The sequence below is a fragment of the Candidatus Thermodiscus eudorianus genome (assembly GCA_015521085.1).
Classification (GTDB): Archaea; Thermoproteota; Thermoprotei_A; order Sulfolobales; family Acidilobaceae; genus Thermodiscus; species Thermodiscus eudorianus.
In genome coordinates, this window is record WAOW01000005.1 from 317,931 (window position 1) to 336,469 (window position 18,539).

17 protein-coding genes, 1 tRNA gene and 1 pseudogene are annotated in these 18,539 nt (G+C 54.2%); 10 read left to right on the forward strand and 9 right to left on the reverse strand.

What is annotated here, in order from left to right; translation table 11 throughout:
* Nucleotides 1–71 precede the first annotated feature (71 nt).
* From F7C38_04885 to F7C38_04895, 3 genes are all read left to right on the forward strand, one after another.
* The gene (locus F7C38_04885) at nucleotides 72–1,073 is read left to right on the forward strand and encodes an ion channel (protein ID MCE4600884.1); all 1,002 of its coding nucleotides are present in this window, start codon (nucleotides 72–74) and stop codon (nucleotides 1,071–1,073) included.
* The gene (locus F7C38_04890; GenBank protein MCE4600885.1) at nucleotides 1,045–1,392 is read left to right on the forward strand and encodes a hypothetical protein; all 348 of its coding nucleotides are present in this window, start codon (nucleotides 1,045–1,047) and stop codon (nucleotides 1,390–1,392) included. Before F7C38_04885 ends, F7C38_04890 begins: the two co-directional genes overlap by 29 nt.
* A 40-nt stretch (nucleotides 1,393–1,432) precedes the next feature.
* A tRNA-Thr gene (locus F7C38_04895) sits at nucleotides 1,433–1,508 on the forward strand.
* Between the two features lie 236 nt (nucleotides 1,509–1,744).
* On the opposite strand, the gene F7C38_04900 is transcribed toward F7C38_04895, so the two are convergent.
* On the reverse strand, nucleotides 1,745–2,617 hold the full coding sequence (locus F7C38_04900; protein MCE4600886.1) for a hypothetical protein: 873 nt from the start codon (nucleotides 2,615–2,617) through the stop codon (nucleotides 1,745–1,747).
* Between the two features lie 264 nt (nucleotides 2,618–2,881).
* On the opposite strand from F7C38_04900, the gene F7C38_04905 reads away from it, so the two are divergent.
* Nucleotides 2,882–3,883 (forward strand): hypothetical protein, encoded by a 1,002-nt coding sequence (locus tag F7C38_04905; GenBank protein MCE4600887.1) that lies wholly within the window; start codon nucleotides 2,882–2,884, stop codon nucleotides 3,881–3,883.
* 641 nt (nucleotides 3,884–4,524) lie between these two features.
* Nucleotides 4,525–4,990: pseudogene (locus F7C38_04910) on the forward strand (PaREP1 family protein).
* Between the two features lie 309 nt (nucleotides 4,991–5,299).
* On the opposite strand, the gene F7C38_04915 reads toward F7C38_04910, so the two are convergent.
* Complete coding sequence (locus tag F7C38_04915) at nucleotides 5,300–6,169, reverse strand: carbon-nitrogen hydrolase family protein (protein ID MCE4600888.1); 870 nt, start codon at nucleotides 6,167–6,169, stop codon at nucleotides 5,300–5,302.
* A gap of 337 nt (nucleotides 6,170–6,506) precedes the next feature.
* Between F7C38_04915 and F7C38_04920 the strand changes: the two genes are divergently transcribed.
* The 4 genes from F7C38_04920 to F7C38_04935 all read left to right on the forward strand — a co-directional run bounded on the left by F7C38_04920 (nucleotide 6,507) and on the right by F7C38_04935 (nucleotide 8,518).
* A complete protein-coding gene (locus F7C38_04920) occupies nucleotides 6,507–7,220 on the forward strand; it encodes a nitroreductase family protein (GenBank protein ID MCE4600889.1) in 714 nt (237 codons plus the stop codon).
* Nucleotides 7,221–7,420: 200 nt separating this feature from the next.
* Nucleotides 7,421–7,705: a hypothetical protein gene (locus F7C38_04925; GenBank protein MCE4600890.1), complete on the forward strand. Its 285-nt coding sequence runs from the start codon at nucleotides 7,421–7,423 to the stop codon at nucleotides 7,703–7,705.
* Nucleotides 7,702–8,085: a hypothetical protein gene (locus tag F7C38_04930; GenBank protein MCE4600891.1), complete on the forward strand. Its 384-nt coding sequence runs from the start codon at nucleotides 7,702–7,704 to the stop codon at nucleotides 8,083–8,085. Before F7C38_04925 ends, F7C38_04930 begins: the two co-directional genes overlap by 4 nt.
* Entirely contained in the window at nucleotides 8,078–8,518 is a 441-nt protein-coding gene (locus F7C38_04935) for a hypothetical protein (protein MCE4600892.1), read from the forward strand. The genes F7C38_04930 and F7C38_04935 overlap by 8 nt, the downstream gene beginning before the upstream one ends.
* 14 nt (nucleotides 8,519–8,532) lie before the next feature.
* Here F7C38_04935 and F7C38_04940 read toward each other — a convergent pair whose 3' ends face one another.
* The 6 genes from F7C38_04940 to F7C38_04965 are packed head-to-tail and all read right to left on the reverse strand — an operon-like array spanning nucleotide 8,533 to nucleotide 15,186.
* Nucleotides 8,533–9,186, reverse strand: a complete 654-nt coding sequence (locus F7C38_04940) for a hypothetical protein (protein MCE4600893.1) — start codon at nucleotides 9,184–9,186, stop codon at nucleotides 8,533–8,535.
* Entirely contained in the window at nucleotides 9,164–9,793 is a 630-nt protein-coding gene (locus F7C38_04945) for an ABC transporter ATP-binding protein (GenBank protein MCE4600894.1), read from the reverse strand. Before F7C38_04945 ends, F7C38_04940 begins: the two co-directional genes overlap by 23 nt.
* Before the next feature lie 35 nt (nucleotides 9,794–9,828).
* Entirely contained in the window at nucleotides 9,829–10,245 is a 417-nt protein-coding gene (locus F7C38_04950) for a hypothetical protein (protein MCE4600895.1), read from the reverse strand.
* Nucleotides 10,246–10,247: 2 nt separating this feature from the next.
* Entirely contained in the window at nucleotides 10,248–11,276 is a 1,029-nt protein-coding gene (locus F7C38_04955) for a cytochrome c biogenesis protein (GenBank protein ID MCE4600896.1), read from the reverse strand.
* Nucleotides 11,266–14,133 carry a cytochrome c biogenesis protein CcsA gene (ccsA, locus tag F7C38_04960; GenBank protein ID MCE4600897.1) on the reverse strand — a complete coding sequence of 956 codons (2,868 nt, stop codon included), beginning with the start codon at nucleotides 14,131–14,133 and terminating at the stop codon, nucleotides 11,266–11,268. Before ccsA ends, F7C38_04955 begins: the two co-directional genes overlap by 11 nt.
* A 3-nt stretch (nucleotides 14,134–14,136) precedes the next feature.
* Entirely contained in the window at nucleotides 14,137–15,186 is a 1,050-nt protein-coding gene (locus F7C38_04965) for a thioredoxin domain-containing protein (protein MCE4600898.1), read from the reverse strand.
* Nucleotides 15,187–15,391: 205 nt separating this feature from the next.
* On the opposite strand from F7C38_04965, the gene F7C38_04970 reads away from it, so the two are divergent.
* Nucleotides 15,392–17,002, forward strand: coding sequence for a hypothetical protein (locus F7C38_04970; protein MCE4600899.1), 1,611 nt, complete (start codon nucleotides 15,392–15,394; stop codon nucleotides 17,000–17,002).
* 61 nt (nucleotides 17,003–17,063) lie between these two features.
* Here the strand turns inward: F7C38_04970 and F7C38_04975 are convergent, their stop codons facing one another.
* Nucleotides 17,064–18,530 carry a hypothetical protein gene (locus F7C38_04975; protein ID MCE4600900.1) on the reverse strand — a complete coding sequence of 489 codons (1,467 nt, stop codon included), beginning with the start codon at nucleotides 18,528–18,530 and terminating at the stop codon, nucleotides 17,064–17,066.
* Nucleotides 18,531–18,539: the final 9 nt, after the last annotated feature.

Genomic DNA, 18,539 nt, shown 5'->3' on the forward strand with positions numbered 1-18,539 from the left:
GGCGGGCCAGTACTGTAAGGGTAGCATTAAATAACGCCCCCAGATGAAGGGCTAGGGAGTGGCTGGAGACGTTGATCCCGGCAATCCACATCAAGATACGGAGGATAATACACAGGCTCGCCAGGAGGAGGTTCCTACTCCTACTAATAGTCTTCGCCATCCTATGGGTCTCCAGCGCCACACTATTCTACAGGTATGAGAGGGTTAACGGGGTAGACTTCGCCACGAGCCTCTACTGGGCCTTGATAACAATGGCCACAGTTGGCTACGGGGACGTAGTCCCCTCGACCAGTATGGGCAGGGTCGTTGCTAGCGTCGCGGCCGTGTTCGGGATAGCGGTGTATACGCTCTTCATATCTACCTTGGCGGATTACTTCATGGAGGCAACGGTGAAGGCCGCGATGGGGCTTGGGATACTGCATGGTAAGAGGATTATAGTCATCGGGGAGGGACCCGTCTGCGACGAGGCGGTTAGGGAGCTTGTGGCCAATGGCTTGAGGAACCAGGTTGGATGGCTGATGGAGAACCAGCCGAAGACGAGGCCCCCGGTAGACTATATCGTTGGTGGGCTTGACGAGGAGGACTTGAAGAGGGCTGGCGTCGAGGGGGCCGATTATGTGCTAGTCTGCTACAACGACGATAGCAAGGCCATCCACGCGGCGGCCCTGGTCAAGGGCATGAACCCGAGGGCCAACCTAACGGTCTTGGCTAAGGACGAGGCGACCATAAGGATACTGAGGCAGATGAAGGTAGACAACATAGTGCCCATGGCGGTACTAGGCAGGCTACTGGCGAGCGCCACCTTCGAGCCCTCAGTGACGACATTCCTAAGCGACGCGACGACGGCCAAGGGGGGAATAGACCTCGCGGAATACAGTGCTAAGGGCAAGACCGTGAGGGAGGTCGAGGAGGAGACAGGCTACAGGGTGGTAGCCCTAATCGACGACAAGGGCAGAATAAGGCTCCCAAAGCCGGAGGCGAGAATCAAGGAGACCGAGAAGATAGTGGTACTGAGGGAGACCAGGGGAAACGAGGAGGTAGAGGGTGGAGACCGAGGACGAGGCACTGGCTAGGGCCGTAGAGCTAATACTCCAAGCCAAAACCGAGGAGGCGCTGGAGCTGCTAAGCAAGCACTACAAGATAGCAACGCCCAGGCTCAAAATAGGGCTACCAAAGAAGTGTAGGAGGGCGCTGGGATGCTACACGCCCAGGGACAAGACAATACACCTACGCTCAAGCAGCGAATACACAAACCCCTTCATAGTCCTCCACGAGTACTACCACCACCTGAGATACAGGCTGGGCACCCACAGGGGTACAGAGAGACACGCGGACCAGTACGCCCTCAAAGCGATAAACGCCTGGAAGAAACTCTATGCTACAGAAGCATAGCGTCTTTAAACCCCAACACGGTCAAGAATACTATACTGGTGCCGCCGTAGCTCAGCCGGCAGAGCGCCGCCCTGGTAAGGCGGAGGTCCCGGGTTCAAATCCCGGCGGCGGCTCCAAAACATCATTATAGAGTACAATACAAGTTAAAATTAGAAACAATCAAGTCCTCGACTATACTGCTATCAATTATTCAATCAATCTTCAGATCTGCTCTATGCTCGCTGTACGCGCTTGACTCCATAGAGGCGTAGAGCAGGGATTATGCGACTAGAGTCTTAGCTACAAGCCATGCCTCCTAACCAAGCCTCAAATAGCGGGATGGAGATTAATGGCCATGCAACTTTGAGTTTGGTTATGGGATGCATGGCGGGGGAGTTCGGTGGTTGAGAGTTGCGTAGTATTTGTATGTTGGTTTACGATTGGTCGAGTCTTTGAGGTCTTGTATGGCTTCTTTTAGGCTTGACCATGTGTATATTTCTAGGGTTTTGCTTGTGTCTAAGAGCATCACGTATAGTGTTGCTTGTGCGTGCGCGTTTTCACATATCGTCTCGAGTTGTATCTCGTATAGTTGGGCGTAATGGGGGGTGGCAATATCAGGCGTCTGTGTTACGGGTTTTAGGTACTCTATTGTTGGAGGTTCACCGCAGCATGGATCCTCTACTAGGGGGGCTCGTAAGAAAGGTTTCGTATAGAATGTCAGTATGCAACCACTAGCCTGGATCATGCTTGCAGCTATGGTACCGGGTCTTGCTTTGTGGACTGCCTCGCACCTGGCTTTTATCCGTGTATGGTATACTATAAGGTCTACGAGCGTTTCTTCTCCGGGGTGTATAGTTATAGGTTTATACGAGGCTTGCAGGTTGTCCTCTGGATTATCGGCCCAGTGGAGTTCGAACCACCTCGACCAGGCTCCTGGGACGTCTTTATCCTCCCTTAGCTCTGATAGCTCTGATAACTTAAACCTCATTTTAGCTAAGCATTGCAATGCTGGTTTTCTCCCTTTATTCACGATGGGAATGCTTATTACTGCACCGTAGGGGTTGCATAATGATGTTGAGTATCTGGGTATCCAGGCCCATGAACTAGGCGCGTATTCCAGACGGGTTAAGGCCTCACCTGTTTTTATTTCCAATTTGGGCTTTGCTAGAACTCTATCGTACGTCTGCCATAGCAAGCTCACGATGCCTGGAATCGAGGAGACTAGTGCAACTCCTAGGTCTCCCACTACCTAGCCCGCCTCTCCGCCGTTATCACCTGCAAAATTAAAGTGTTGGAGGAATCAGCTAGCGAAGTCCTCATTTACTCTAACATTAACTATAGTCTCCTTCTCAAGATGGCTTCTTCCTTGAAAGCGATAAGATGCTATCTCTCGATGGGAACGCATTAGCGTGCATTCAAGGTATGAGTTGTGATGTTATCCGGGAAGCCCCTCGGTAAAGAACCCAAATATTAGGCTGGAGTCTCTAACGGTGGTAAGGGTATAACTAGTATGCCCAGATTCACGACTACGTTAAGAAAGCCAGGACTGACCTACGCGCTACTTCTTCTCTTAGCTGGTATAGTAATCTTAGCTCTAGGTATTAGTTTGGAGAGTAGATTAAGCAATGCATTCCTAGGTATCGGTACAGCCCTCGTATCCTCTGGCGCGATAATGACAGCCCAGTCCCTGGCTCAGCTAGAGATCCAGGAAGCCTTAGAGAGCAGGAGGGAGCATAAGCTAAAGCTGAACGAGCTAGCCGGGCGTATCCTTGAAGGGGATGAAACCCGTTCCTTCCTAAAGAATGGATTAGAAGGCACGGAGTTCGACGTGTTCTCCACGAGACCATGTCAAGCACTCGAAGGGTTTAAGGGATATAATTATATCCTTCTAGAGGATCTAGACAATCACCTTGAAGGCAAGCCCGTGAAGAAGTTACAGGAAATCTGTGAAACGCTTGAAGTCCAAACGAGCTCTCTAAGGAGAGAGGTAGATAAGGTATCCCTCAACCTAGTAGAGCCTATCTTACTGAAACTAAGCAGCCGATATACTGAGCTAGAAGCTAATAGAGATGGGTTAAGAGGCTTCATAGGACATCTAATAGAATACGCTGTAAAGAACATGCACTATAAACAGCTTGCATGGACGCCTGAGATTCTGCTAGAAGAGGTTCTACGTCAAATGGTAGAAGCTATGGAAAGCTTAGGACTCAGAATAAATAAAGTAATTAAACAAAACAAGGAACACGTAGAAATAAGAATAGGTGTATATGCCTTAGGACATGTAGAAGCCCTTCAGGCAACCCGTGAGAGTCTTCAGGAAGCTCTCAGAGAAATATTAGAGAAGACCTTAAGACAGGAAATACCCAAACACGCCAAGAGCCTAGTATCAAAAGCGGAGGAATCCTCAAAAACAGTACGCAAGGCGGAACAAATTAGACAAGAATTAGTACGACAACTACGCGAACTAAAGGCAAAAACCTACCTTCCTGGTATCTGCTCCTATATAAAATAACATAATTATAGTTGTTTATAGTTATATTTAACGTAATGTAAGCAGGTGTAAGCGGATTAGGTCTGAGACACATAACAGAAAGTCGTGTATAGATATAGCCGAGATCTCAAGGGAGTTAGACAAGTTGGTTCCCTGTCAGTTAGTTTTACTTCGAGGATTAGCACGAGGCGAGGTCAAGTCCTCGTGGTGTTATCTAGGGAGTGCTAGCTTGTGGATGGAGTTAGGGTTGACGGGGGGATTTGAGTATTAGAGGAGTGGGCCCACGCTACTCTACTAGTGATACCTTAGTCTTTCTCTAGACGCCTATCCCGGTATTCTGATTTTGAGTGGAGCTAGCCTGATAGAGGGAGAGTGCGTCGGGATTGAGTTTATAGGTCCATTAACCTTGCTATATGCTTGCTATACACGATATACTTGCGTCTCGCCTTAAATCGAGTGGAAATCTCGGCTCTGCACAGATAGTCGTCCAGCAGACTAGCATAGCCCTATATTTGTTAACATCCTTCCTCCCTTAATCACGCTCTAATGTTCAAATCCCGGCGGACTTTCCTCTTTATTAGCTGTTCTTTTTAGCCGCCGAGCACATACCATCTCCAGAGAGGTACCCTGAGTTGGCCGATGCGTTACTCATCCGAGGCCGACTGGCCAGACGCGTCAGAGAGGAGGCCGAGAAGCTGGGTTTCAGCGTTGAGGAGTACCTTGTCGAGGTTCTTAGCCAGAGCCTCGACCCGAAGGACAGGGCTCGGGAGTATGTCGAGGCAGCGGAGGATCCGGTTGAGGAGGCCCGGGAGGAGCTTGAGAGGGGTAATGTTCGTCAAGCGGCTGAGAAGCTTTGGGGCGCCGCCGTTCTAGCGGTGAAAGCCTACGCATACTGGAGGGAAGGTAAACGTTTAGCCAGCCACGGGGAGCTCTGGGAGTGGAAGAGGAGGCTTGAGGAAGAGCTGGGAGAATGGGTAAGCGACTCCTCGACTCCTGGTATGCTGCCGTGCTATGCATACCTGCTTCTATGAAGGCTGGTGTACCGGGAAGGATATCGCTACCGCCTGGAAGAGAATAGTGAAACTCGTAAAGGAGGTAGCCTCCCTGATAAAGCGCTCCAAGGATTAGGCCAGGATCTTCTCTCCCATCCAGTCGATGTGGGGTTCGAAGCCTGCTAGTCCAGCCCTCTGCATTAACGTAGCCTGTACCGCTATAGTAGTCTCCGGCAACCCTTCCGGTTACCCTAAGTATATTATAGTATAAGCAAATTTTCAATAAATATGGGTTTGGAACTGGGGTTCGATCGATGAAATCGTATACTCTAGAGTATATTTGACAAGGCGGGTAGGATTGAGAAGCCGTTCTTAGGAGGTCGAGGTATGAAGCCCCCTGGATAGAGCTTACGAGGCGGGGCCAGGCATAGCTCTACACCGTGGTCTATATATACTTTAGGAGCTTGGCATTGGCGTGCCTAGACCTCGCCAGGGCCAGCCACTCCTCAAGAGATGACCCCCTGAGGCGCTTCCACCAATCCCTCCTAACCTGGTTGACTCCTGCCACATTGATCTCGTAGTATGCAATGCCCTCCTTCTCAGACAGCTTAACCCTAATCCACCCAGAGACGTCAACGGCACCAGACGCCCACCACTCTCCATACTCCTCCATGTCAGAGGGAGGGACTATCACGTGACTCGACCCGCCGCCATGGAAAACGTATCTCTTCGTCCTGAAGGGATAGGCTGCGAAGTCAGCGCCTATTACTGGCGTGAAGAAGTCCAGGGCCCTGGACAGGTTAGCCTTTATCCAGTGTCCCTGCAGGCTGAACATGTATGACGGGTTAACGAACACGTCTGCCCCGGCCAGGAATAGTTCGAGGGAGGCCTCGGGGAAGCTCCAGAAATCAGCGCACACCGCTACTCCAAGCCTAGCCTTCCCAATGTCAACCACTGTATAGGGCCCATTCCAAGCCTGGAAACCCCACAATCTGCTCTCCAGCCTACCGATGAACCTCTTCCTCTGCCTCGCGAGGACCTCTCCACGGGGCGAGTATATTGTTGCCGTGTTGTAGAGGGACCCTCCCTCGCGATATGCAATCCCCGCAACCACAAAAGCTCCTAGATCCCTCACAGCCTCTACTAGATCCCTCGTCTCATGGAACGGGAAGTATTCTGGGAAAACAACAAGATCCGGCTCATAAACTGCCGCCTGGTCTAGTAGCTTAACCGCCTTCTCCGGGTTCCTCCTATCGGCCGGGTCATTATCGACTGGCACAGGCTGTACCACCGCGACCTTGAGCGTGCTAGACAACCGCGTACCCCCGCACTGGTGTATTGTCTCGGGATCCTCTTAACATTCAACGTCTCGCAAGCGAGGGGCACCCCAATCGTATTCCCTTGCGGACTAGTATCTTTCCTTTACCGAGTCTCCAGGACTCAGTCCTCGACCAACATATCAAACAACTATACAATACCGATACCCCTCGTGGACCCCGTCGAGGAAGAAGATATTAGGCGTCCCCCGGAGGGAGACTAGAGAAGATAAAGGGCGAGGAGAAAGACTAAACCCGACAGGCCAGTCCCACGGGTGAGGACCCATAACCTTCAACAACTACCCCACAGGAGACAATTCAAGGGTTTTCAAAGAGATAGTCTATGCCAGACGGTCAATCAGAAAATACAAGCCCGAAAAGATTCCAGAGGAGGACATAAAGGAGATCATGGAGGCAGCCAGAAGGGCTCCAACCGACGCAGCCCTACACCTATGGAGTGCAATATGGGTGAGGGACCCCCAGACGAAGAAGAGGATAGCAGAGCTGACGAGGCAACCACACATAGAAGAGGCCTCAGACTTCTTCCTCTACATAGCCGACCTCCACAGGCTACAGAAGCTACTAGAGTACAGGGGAGAGGAACTAGGGGACGTGGACCACGCACTGCTACTCTTCGCAGCGATAGACGCGGGGATAGCGGCCGAGAACATGGCGCTCGCCGCCGTAAGCATGGGTTACGGGACATGCTTCATCGGGGCAGTCCACAACGCGGCTAAAGAGCTTATAGAACTCCTCGGGCTACCCAAGAGAACATACCCGTTATTCGGCCTAGTAATAGGAGTCCCCGCCGAGGAGCCGCCGCTAAGGCCTAGAATGCCCCTCGGAATTCTCTTCCACAGGGAGAGATACAGGGAGTACACCGACGAAGACCTAGCCAAGGCGTATGAGGTAATGGCCCCGATAACCAGGAGGAGAGACTACCTGAGACTACTAAAACGATACGTCGGAAAGGGAGGCTACTTCGAGTCGAGGAATAGAGAGATCCCGAGGCTGCTAAGGGAGATGGGCTTTAAGATATGCACTAGCTAGTTGTATCGCCTATAAGGAATATCCCTGGGAGGCGTTCTCCACCTCCAGATATATTTTATTTAATAGATTTAATAAACTTATTTTCTATGTGTGAATGTGTGAGACACGGTTAATTTTTAGGGATTGCTGCGTGTCTCCCTGCATTATGGTATTTTAGCGGGTTCCAGGGGCTTGTCTCGTGGTATCGATGGTGTGCGGCGTTGGAGAGTAAATCCGGGTTTTCGGTCGCTATCGCCATCATTGGCGCCTTGATTATACTGGCTGGCATCGCTATAGCATACCAGGCTTATAGCTCGTATAGCGTGGAGCTGGTAAAGGAGGATCTAGAGGCTAACCTGTCCTATGTGCTCCAGACGCTGGCTGTGGTGGGGTTGAAGGGCGTATTCCTAGGGATAATGATCTGGGCCGGCTCGATACTATTGAGGTACGGCTTGGAAAACTGGAAGGCCGAATGCCCCGTCACGCGTGGGTCAGAGGAGAGATGAGGGGAAGCGCCTCCCTGGGCTTCATAGGCTCGGTAGTAACATTCATGTTCATACTAGCCTCGATAGCCCTCTCCATACCACTGATAGTTTTCGCCACCGAAGCCTACAGTAACCCCAACCTACTCCAAGTGCAGGCTTCGCTGGAGCAGATAAACGAGACCCATGCTAGGCTGAACGCGACCATATACTATAGCGGGAGCGTCCCCCTGAAGGACTTCTCGGTCAAGATAGGCGATAAGTGGTATAACCTTGGCACGATCAAAAACGGGGAGACTAGGATCTCGATAATCGTTGAAACCGGATCCCTCGTAGCGAAGGAATACTCCTTCTCGATAGGCGGGCTCTATCCCGTGAAGTTGGAGGTCGAGAAGGTTGGATAGGCCTGCCAGGATGGTCATGCGGGGCCTTATAGGCCTCCTCATAGGGCTAGTCTACTACTTCCTATACGTCGTGCTACTGCCAAAATACCTGATACCCCTGCTATTGGCCGAGCCAGAGACCATCTACTCCACCAGCATAGTAGAGGCATCAGTCATAATACTAATCATGGTATCCATATTCGAGAGGGTGCTGGAGCACCCGGTGGCCGCCGCCTTCAGGCTAGTCTCCAAGGTGCTAGGAGTCATTATACTCTTCTACATCACCAACGGGGGCCTTATCACGGGGTCCGTGGAGTACGCCGGGGAAGTACTCTATGCCACGGTAGACCTAAGGATACTACTCTACGTGATTGCCGCTGGCTCCCTGGTAGGGGGCCTAGTGGACGCGGGATCAGCCATAGTCAGGTATAGCGACGCTGGCGCGAGGAGATAAAGGGAGGGTCCCCCTCACAGTATCTCATCGGCCAGGACCGCCGCTACGAGCGAGAAGCCTACAGCAGCTATCACAGCCAGCAGGACAGGCTTGAAGGAGCCCGTGAAGGCGGAGGTCACAGTTATCTGGAGTGCAGGGGCCGATAACACCACTATCACCGATGGCGGTATGACCGGGCTGGCCCCCGTGTGTATCGAGATGGCGCTAGCGACTCCCGCGACTGGCGCGAGGTAGAGTGCGAGCCCCGCCATAGAGGCGATAAGAGCCTTAACCAGCTCGACCTCCAACCCCCCAAGTACACTGGTCGCAGCCACCGTTACGAGCGCAATGGAGAAGAGCATAACCGCATAGTAGACTGTGCGCGCCGCGAAGAGTAGCAGCGCCGAGAGGGGCTGACTCCTCAACACGTCTAGGACCCCGATGGCCGCCTCCCTAGCATACCCGTAGGCCGATAGGAAGGTTGCCTCGAAGACGAGAACCGCCGCCAGGGTGGCGGTGACGGCGAGGGCCTGCTCTGGTAGGCTGTAAGCGTAGAGGCTCGACATGTACCCGGCTACCGACGAGGTCATGACGGCGAACACTATACTGGCCACTATCTCCGAGGCCCCCCGGAGGGTTAGGAGGAAGTCCCTCGCAACCAAGGCCCTAAACTGGCTCCAGCCTTCCATCCCTCAACACCAGCACCCTAGACCAGTCATAGAGCTTCTTCGTAGACTCGTCCGGGCTAGTAGCCACCACACAACCAGCCTCGGCCACCCTAGAAATAATGGCTGATACAGCCTCTCTACCATTCTGGTCCTGCCCCGTGTAGGGCTCGTCGACTAGGAGGAGCGCGGGCTCCCCTATTAGGGCCCGGGCTAGGTCGGCCCTCCTCCTCCAACCGAAACTCAACTCCCCAACCCTCCTCTCCATAACCCCGGTAAGGCCCAGTAACTCTAGGGCCCAGCCCGGCACGGGCTCCCCGCGTAGCCTGGAATAGAACTCCAGGTTCTCCCTAACGGTCAGCTCAGGGTAAAGGCCGGGCTTGTCGAGCACCAGACCTATATGTCTCCTTGCAAACGCCTTCTTCGTGCTCAAGCCGTTTATGAAGGCTTCTCCCCCATCAACAGGCTCTATACCAGTTATTATCTTGAGGAGTGTAGTCTTCCCCGACCCGTTGGGTCCCAGTATTAGTACGACATCGCCTGCGCTGGCCTCCAGGTTTAACCCGTCGAGCACCTTGCCTACGCCATAGTAGGTTTTGGTGACGTTAGAAACTCTCAGGCTACAGGACAATCCCAGGGACCCCTCCTGGCCCGGGGGAGAGAGGATTACGAGTTGACCTGGGGAGCCTTATAGCCCTCGTGGCACCCCTTGAGCATCTGCGATATCTCAATATAGCCCAGGTACTCTCCCATCCGGTGGGGGTAGAAGGTCCCCTGTACGACGACCTGCTGGCCTATCATCCAGTCCCCGGGCTTCCTGCCATGGAGCCCTATGAACTCCTCCAGGCTGTAGTATGCTATGATCGAGGCCTTGCCGTCGCTCAACACGAACACGACTTGTTTGTTGTCGCGGGTGATCCAGTAGTCTGTCACCGTCCCTTCTATGGTCACGCGCACAGGCCTATCTGCTCCTGCCAGGCTTGATACGCTCCTGTAGCCCTCCTCTCCGCCCGAGAACACTATTATCGCAGTCGCTATCATCACGACGCCTATCAAGAGTATTATGAGCCTCCCCTTCCTCACACCTAACCACCCAGCCTCTTGGATAAGAGTAGGGTCCCCCCGTATACTAGTATTATGTAGAGAAGGATATTCACGTATACCCCCCAATGGTTCAGAACCCTCAACTCCTCCACCGCCCTACACGAGCCACCGCTACCGCCCTTGTAGAGGATAGTGTGGCCTATAATGGAGGGCTGAAGACTGCCATCGGGCAACTCAAGCACTGCCGGCTCGATGGGGCTGGGTCCCCTATAGGTTATACACTCCTCCATGCCTCCGTGGAACACGGTGGCCTCCAACACACCATCCTGCATAGTCGCGTTTACAACCACCCCGGTCTCGCCGCCCATATAAGAGGCGGACCCGTAGCCCGCTATAGCCAGCCCAGCTACGAGTGGTACGGCGAGGGCCTTCCAGAGCTCAACCCTCCTAGAGACGGCGAGGGCTAGGAGGAAGCTAGCCACCACCACTACCAGCATCCTGGCGCCGAAGAGTAAGGCTGCCCTACCCTCTAGGAAGCTAGCGGTGTCGCTGGTAACCGGGTGCAGGCTGGGAGCTAGGTACGGTAGCGCGAAGCTCACGGGGACCGTCGTGAAGGCTAGTATGGCGTATGCCATGGAGACGCGGCTCCTCTTGGCCGGGTCCTTTATCGAGTACCTTACAACTAGATACACCGTGTATGCCGCGAACATCAACAGCACACCAGACTCCCTTGGGTCCCAGTTCCAGGGGGACCCCCATGACTCGCTGGCCCAGATACTGCCAGTGGTGAGCGTCGCCATAGAATATGCGAGGCCCACCAGTATGAAGGAGTGAGCAACACCCTCCAGGTCCCTGCCCGTCTTCAAGTATGTGGCTGCAAGCACCATTGCCGTGGCGAAGAGTATGTAGCTGGTCACGGCTATCGGCACATGGATGTATATGCTCCTGTAGGCTGTTGGATCGCCCAGGGGGACCACACCGGGGTAGGGTCCCCTGAACACGCTATAGGCCAGTAGCCCTACATCCACCAGGGCCAGCGCGGCTATCATGTACAATAACCTACTCCTCACTGGATTCACCACCTCTCCTCGAGCTAAGGCCTGTGATCACGGCCGTGGCTATGCCCGTGAGGAACAGGCCCGCGCCCCCTATCCAGACGAGCCTGATGCCTGGCACTATCTTGGCCCTGATATAGAGGCCCTCGGTGGCTATACTGGAGTTGTCCGGGTCGAAGTGCTCGGATAGCGTGTAGAGGGTGAGGGCCTCGTGGAGCATTTGGGCTGGCTGGTTCATGGCTAGCTGCACCACGTAGTTGGGGTTGCCCTGGTCGTATAGGTTAGCCGCTGCTAGCACTGAGGCAAGGGAGAAGGCCCTCGTCGGGTCGAGCTCCTTGGAGACCGAGTGGAGGTAGTATACTATCAGCTCGTGGTACCCCTCGCGGAGGGGCGGGTACACTTCCAGGTAGACGTCGGCGGTGGGAAGCCTAACCACCAGGGGCGTGGCCACAAGCCCTCGGACCCCCTGTAGTTCTCCGTTGAGCTCGAACCTCTGGACTATAGTCTTGGTGGTCACGGAGCGGCCGGACTCGACCTGGAATGTCAGTTTGAGTATCGCGCCCTCCGCTACCTGTGTCGGGGTAGGTGGGTACCCGAGGCAGGTCTCGGGCCACGTACAGTTCGCGGGGAACAGCTCCCTCCTGAAGGAATCCACTCCCCCGTCGAGGAGCACCCTGCCCAGCCTCGTCTCGTTCAGGAACCTGAAGAGCTGCATAGTGTACTCGTTGCTCCTAAACAATCCCACATAGTAGATCGCCTCATCGCTCAGCACCGCTGGAAGATTAACGCCATTTATGCTCCCGTTTATCGACAGCATGGAATCCCTAACCCTATAGGCTGGCCCGCCCGCCGGGGCCTGCCCGGTCCCATGGCTGACTAGTGTTACCGAGGCCCCCGTCACGTTCACCGTCAAGTCTCCCAGCTTGATCGAGCCCCTAGAGGGACCCTCCAGGTACCTGGCACCCTCCAGGCCCTCCGTCGGGCTGACCAGTACGTCGCCCACCACGACGAGCTGGAGGGTGACGTTTGGCTCCTCGCCCGGCCTTATAAGCAGTAGGCCGGTGGCGTTCTCCAGGACTACCTGGTAGGTCCCATTGCTCGTCACGTTCCCGGTGGGAAGCGATATGGTGGGGTTGTAGACCTCCAGGTGGCCCTGTCCGTGGATCCCGTCCAGAAGGCCTAGTAGTCCCATCCGCTTCAACTCCTCCAGCCCCTTCACGGCCTCCTGGTAGGCCTCGTCGAGCCCAGTAACGAGTAACGCTGGAGCCACGCTCCCAGCATAGAATATAGGGCTCCTTCCCGCGTAGGGCGTATACGCGTCTATAACACCCTCCTGGAGTCTGTACTCGTAGGAGAGTAGCTTGATCCTCACACCATCTAGGACTAGCTCGTCCCCCACCTTCAACCGGGTATCCGTATAATACGAGGAGTTATAGCTGTAGGGGCCACTCACCAACAAACCCAACACAAGCACGGCCGTGAAGAAGTGAATAGCCAGCCTGGCAGCGACCAGTCTATTCCTCTTGAAGAACCTGGCGATGCCCATTAGGCTCGCGGCCAACGCTATACCAGTCCACGGCAGCACCACCAGGATATAGATGTTGGTGAGGAGGCTACTCTTCGGGGAAACGACAACCCGGCCGAGGTACCCCAGGAGGCTCAACGCAATAGACGAGGCAGTACCGGAGGCTAGCAGTCCCACGGCGTTGTCCCACTTGAGCCTCTCCCCGAGCATCGAGAGGGGCATAGCGACTAGCAGGGCTAGAAGGGCTGGCGCTAGCAGGGGGTGGTAGACTCGTATACCGCTATCGCCAGTAGGGGCGGACCCTATCCTGCCAAGCAGGACCCCCACGGTGGACCAGAGCATTATAGCCAGCGTCACGAGTCCCATGTAGAAGAGTGAGAGGCTGGAGACCTTCACCCCAAGCCAGTAGGGCCTACGCCTGTCAAACACAGCCAAGACCCTAAGAGCTTCCACATCCCTCAAGGCGAGGACAAGGAACACCAGGAACCCGGCCCCTGCAACCGTGACGGTAGCCGCCGCCGGAGACGCGAAGCCGTGGAGCTCCGACAGTCCAGCCCGGGTCACGAGTAGGGCCAGGAACACCCCCGCCGCCGACATGTATAGTAACGTTTGCCCGGCCCTCCTATCGACGGGGAAAGCGTGTAGGGCTGCCGTGAGCAGTAGCCATGGGACGAGCTCGGAGACCTCCACTGGATCCCAGGCCCAGTAGCCTCCCCACCCGAGGCTCTCGTAGCTCCACACCCCGCCGAGCAGGAGGCTTAGGGATAGGATGCTCCATGCAACCAGAGCCACCAACCTCCCACGGAGGTCCCCGGCTACGAGGGCGGTCACTGCCGCTAGGAGGGAGGAGTACGCTAGGAACGTCGCGAGCGGGTGCGGGTATATCCACGGGCTCTGGAGGAGGGGGTTTAACCCCGCGCCTGCATAGGCCTCCACGCTGTTGTAGGTGAAGGCGTTGTTCTCAAGCGCTAGGGTTACTAGGGCTAGTACCATCAACCCGCTGGAGGCCAGGAGCACTCCATTGACTCTCCTGCGCGAGAGGAGTAGGATTATGAGCGAGTACACGCTAGCCAGGGCCGCTAGGCTCCCGCCCCCACCGGCCCAACTCGACGCGAGCCTGTAGATGAACTCGTGTCTACCACTATACTCGTAGACTGGTAGTAGCGTATAGTCTTGTATCACGTAGGCCCAGATGTATGGTATCCAGGCAACTATAACCAGGAGTAGACCTGCTCTCCATGCGTTAATCCACCTCCGCCCGCCACCACTCCGATAGCATAGTAGCCCCGCGGCCGGCGCGGCCGCCGCTCCGATAAGATAGGGGTATCCCGTGTAGTGGAGCCCCACGCCCTACCACCCCCAGAGGATTATGACGCCCGCCGCGGCTAGGACCGCCCCCGCGATCTGCTGGCTGAGCTTATAGTTTGAGGTCAGCCTCGACAAGAACCCTCCAGCGCTGTAGAGGGTTGCGAGGCCTATACCAGCCCCGAAGGTTACGAGTATGGATGATGCGAGCGCTCTAGTGACGCCCAGCGACCCGGCTAGGGCTATGGCCCCGGCCACCAGGGGGAGGCTGCACTGCGCGGCCAAGAGTCCCAGCCCGAAGCAGGAGACGGAGCCGGTCTTGACGGGCGGGAGGGTCCCTCCCATGACCATGTAGGCCCCGGCCATAACCGCGAAGAGTGACGCGGCGTATCGGAGCCACAAGACGATCCCAGTTATGACGCTTAGAGCTATCGAGACCCCAGCCGCGACTATAAACAGGCCCAGTGTAGATGCGACCGCGCATCTAACCGGGGATTCACCCCTGCCTATGGCTCCAAGCGCCACTACTAGTGGAGCTACGCAGGGAGATAACGCTATGCCTATGCCAGCCACCACCATTGCAGCGGGCCATATAGTCTGTAGCGAGCCGAGTAGTCTAGAGGTCTCCCCGTTGTCCTTTGAGGCCTTAGAGCAGGACTCTTCTATCCAATCCTTCATAGCCTTGGCGGGGTCTGGTCCTGGGAAGGCTCCTACGTGCCTCGATACAGTATCCCCATTCTCGTCGAATACTAGGAACGTCGGCGTGCCGGTTATCCTGTACATGGTGAAGAGTTGTATCGTGGCATCGCTGTACCCTACGTCGGCCACGCCGATACCGTCTTCTCCGGGCTCCAGGATCTTCCAGTGGGGAAGCATTCTCTCGCAAACCGGGCATGTAGGGCTCCAGAACATTACTGCTGTGCACGTCTTATTCGAGATTATCTCCTTCAGTTCAGTGTTTAACGCTGGAGGCGTTATGGTCTGGCTTGGTATCGTGTTGAGCGCCCATCCCGTTACGGCGGCTGCTATCATGAATATTGCGAGGATGTGCGTTAGCCTGAGGTCTCCCCTTTTTGGTAGTTGTAGTCTTGCCACGGCCGACCCTCATCCTAAACTAGACTAGCACTTCAGTCTATATATCTAGCATTGTTTTCATAATCCTTGCCTCTTACTGAAAGGTGTTTAACAAGGTTAAAGATAAAATTATATATACTAGTCATTAAGAGAATATATGCTATATAGGTGTTAAACAATAAGTCTATGTAGAGTATATACAAGTATCAATGGGGTGCCTAACCCCTTGGCAGAGAATACACTACTAGAATGGAGGACGATCACCGTAGTGATCCTAGTCATACTGCTGGCCGTCTCGATCCTAGTCCTAACAGGAGGAGAACACGAGGTCAACTACCAGCCAGTCGAGAGGCACAAAGTAGACCACACACAACTCTGGAAAGAGGCCGGGATAACATCATACAACGGGAGCGGCACCTGCATATCATGCCACAGAGACGATGTATACGAGGTATTCCACAGCTACCACTACCAGGAGGCATGGCTAGACACGGACATAGCCGGGGTCACAAACGCGCTAGTAGGGGGCAAGTACGTCTACAACGACTTCTGCGGCGCCATATTCTGGGAAGGAAACAAGAACATAAACTACATAGGGAAAGCAGTCCTCAAAGCCCCACCCCCAGAGTACAAAGACCTAAAGGGCAAGTTCATAGCAAGCGGCTGCAGCATGTGCCACGGAGTGAGCATGGGCCTAATACCTAGCGACAAGCCCACCAAGGAGCAGCTGGAGAACATAGACTGCCTTGCATGCCACGCCGACCCCAAGGTCTACATGGCCGGGGGCCCGGGCGTAGTGAAGTACCACTACAAGATAGTATACAAGGACGAGAACGGCGTCTGGAGGTACATGGTCAACCCAGACATAAGCGTCGAGACCCTGGCCGCCAACATCTACGACAAGCCAACCAGCACAAACTGCCTCGCATGCCACGCCTTCAGCGGCGGAGGCCCCCACTACAAGAGGCCAAACCTAAGCCCCGACATGCTAGGAGAGGTCAGCGAGGACTTCGACGTACACCTAGCCAACGGACTGAGCTGCATAGACTGCCACAAGGTCGAAGACCACCACTTCCCCACGAAGTCAGCCGACACATGGAGCAGGGAGCCCGGACACGTGCCGAGCTGCACGGACTGCCACGGAGACAAGCCCCACACGGGAGTAGTGGGATGGATACTCAACACCTTCCACACCGAAAAGGTCGCATGCCAGGTATGCCACATACCAACGATCGCCCACGGCGAGTACCCGACCGACACCCTGAGGAACTGGAGCAAAGCCGAGTTCCTCCCCAAGGCGGGCAAGTACGAGCCCGAGATAGACCTGGAGTCCAACGTGGAGCCCGTCTACGCCTGGTACAACGGAACAAGGCAAGTATACCTCTGGCCCAACCCGACGACGCCCAACGAGGAGGGCGAGGTAATCTACGTGAAGCCCCTAGGCTCAAAGGACGATCCAAACTCCAAGCTATACCCCTTCAAGCTACACTACGCGGTAGTACCCTACAGTAGCGTCGAGAAGACCATAGTCCCGGTGAAGGTGGGCATAGTATTCGCGACGGGCAACGTGACAAAAGCCGTAGAGACCGGGGCGAAGCTAGCAGGGATGGAGTGGGACGGCAAATGGGTAACCCTAGTAAGGTACATGCAGGTTAACCACGGCGTACAGCCAGCAGACAAGGCACTATACTGCTTCGACTGCCACGGCTTCAGGGAGAAGAGGATGCCATGGCACCTACTAGGATACGGCCACTACCCAGAGATAGCTTTCACAGGAATAGTACTAGCCACGATCCTGGTAATAGGAGTTATCGTATGGAAGATCATAAAGAAGTAGCGAGGCAGACCCTAACCTACACAATTCCTAATCCACTTTTTAATAATGATTATTGTTATTATTAAAAGGACTGTGCTGGTGTAGAGCCTCCAGGACTCATCGATTGCCTCCTACCATAATACATGACAGCTACTAAGGCTATAGCAAGCACTGCGAGGCCCACATACCAGGGCTCTGGCACCGGATAAGGCACCGAACCACCCTGCGTCAAATCATAGTAAGTTATCCCAGAGCCGCTACTTCCTACAGCAGAAGGCGCATAGCTGGGGCTAGACTGGGTTCCAGGTCCTGCGCCCGTAGCTGTGTATATGTAGTAGGGTCTAGCGCCCTCTGTGCCTTCCCTAACGATGTCTCCAGTAGCGCCATCGACCCACGCGACTATTGGATCGCTGTATCGGAGGACTTTTCCAGAGTAATAGACGGTATCGGTGTAGGCTCTACCCTTAGCTACAAGATCAATGGCTGTAACGAGTATGTCGTATTCGACCCCGGTATTGTTGTTTGAGAATATATAGGCGGCTCCGCTGTTAGAACCCGTAGCTACAATGATACCATACGCCTCTCCATCATAAGAATCTGCTACATAAGCTACCGGAGTTAGCGAGGTACTATCGGTACTGTCGATGAATACCCACCCAATCTTGTCTAGATACTTGTAATAGTATAAGTCTCCGCCAGCCGCTACGAGAAAGCCATTAGTATAGTTGGCTATAGCGCTCTCAAGATCACTTGTTATCTTGCTAGAGATTATAGACACGTTGCTAACAGACGCTATACTGCCATCGCCGTCAACCCTGTACAATTGAAGCTGCAGCGTATAGCCGATCCTAGCTAACACACCTTCATAATACGTTGTACCTATTTTCGTAACGGCCATATCATAAACCTCGTCTCCCGAGACAATGATATTCCGAGTGTAAGTGAGACTATTTAATCCCTGGTTTAGTGATATCGAGGCTGTCATATTATACAAATATACCCTACCGCCCGCGTCGATTGAAGCCAACAAGAGTATGTATATGCTGGTTTCACTAGGAGTTGGAACCGAACTAGGTATCACGTCCAGATCTATCGGGTCCTCATAGTCTCCTTTAATTTGTATGGAGTCCGATCCAATGTAACTCAATGTTCCGTCTGGATTTATGTTAAAGACGATAATCCTTATCTCCTGTACAATTGATCCTATGCTAGAGGGTAGCACTCCAGCAACCCATAGCTTGTTATCGGGCCCCACCTTACAGGCCACATACACTGTACTACTAGTGGAATTAACCTGTTGAGCGTAGCCAGTCCTGGTTGAATCGAGGCTATTCACCTTGTATATTACCCCGGTATTAGATTGGTTTCCGACAACGTAGAGCAGGCCTTGCGATGGATCGCCGCATACACTCTTAGTCTTAGCTACACCGCCAAGTGTTACGAGGCCCTTTGTACCCAATGCTACGGTTACTTGCGCGCCTACAATTCCTACAAGCACGAGCGCTATTATCAAGGCCGTGGCTATTATCTTGGCTTTGTTCGTTTGCATGGTTATCAG

Coding starts and splice junctions, on each gene's coding strand:
- F7C38_04975 (MCE4600900.1), bottom strand. CDS start 18,530: ATGCAAACGAACAAAGCCAAGATAATAGCCACGGCCTTGATAATAGCG.
- F7C38_04940 (MCE4600893.1), bottom strand. CDS start 9,186: ATGGAAGGCTGGAGCCAGTTTAGGGCCTTGGTTGCGAGGGACTTCCTC.
- F7C38_04905 (MCE4600887.1), top strand. CDS start 2,882: ATGCCCAGATTCACGACTACGTTAAGAAAGCCAGGACTGACCTACGCG.
- F7C38_04930 (MCE4600891.1), top strand. CDS start 7,702: ATGAGGGGAAGCGCCTCCCTGGGCTTCATAGGCTCGGTAGTAACATTC.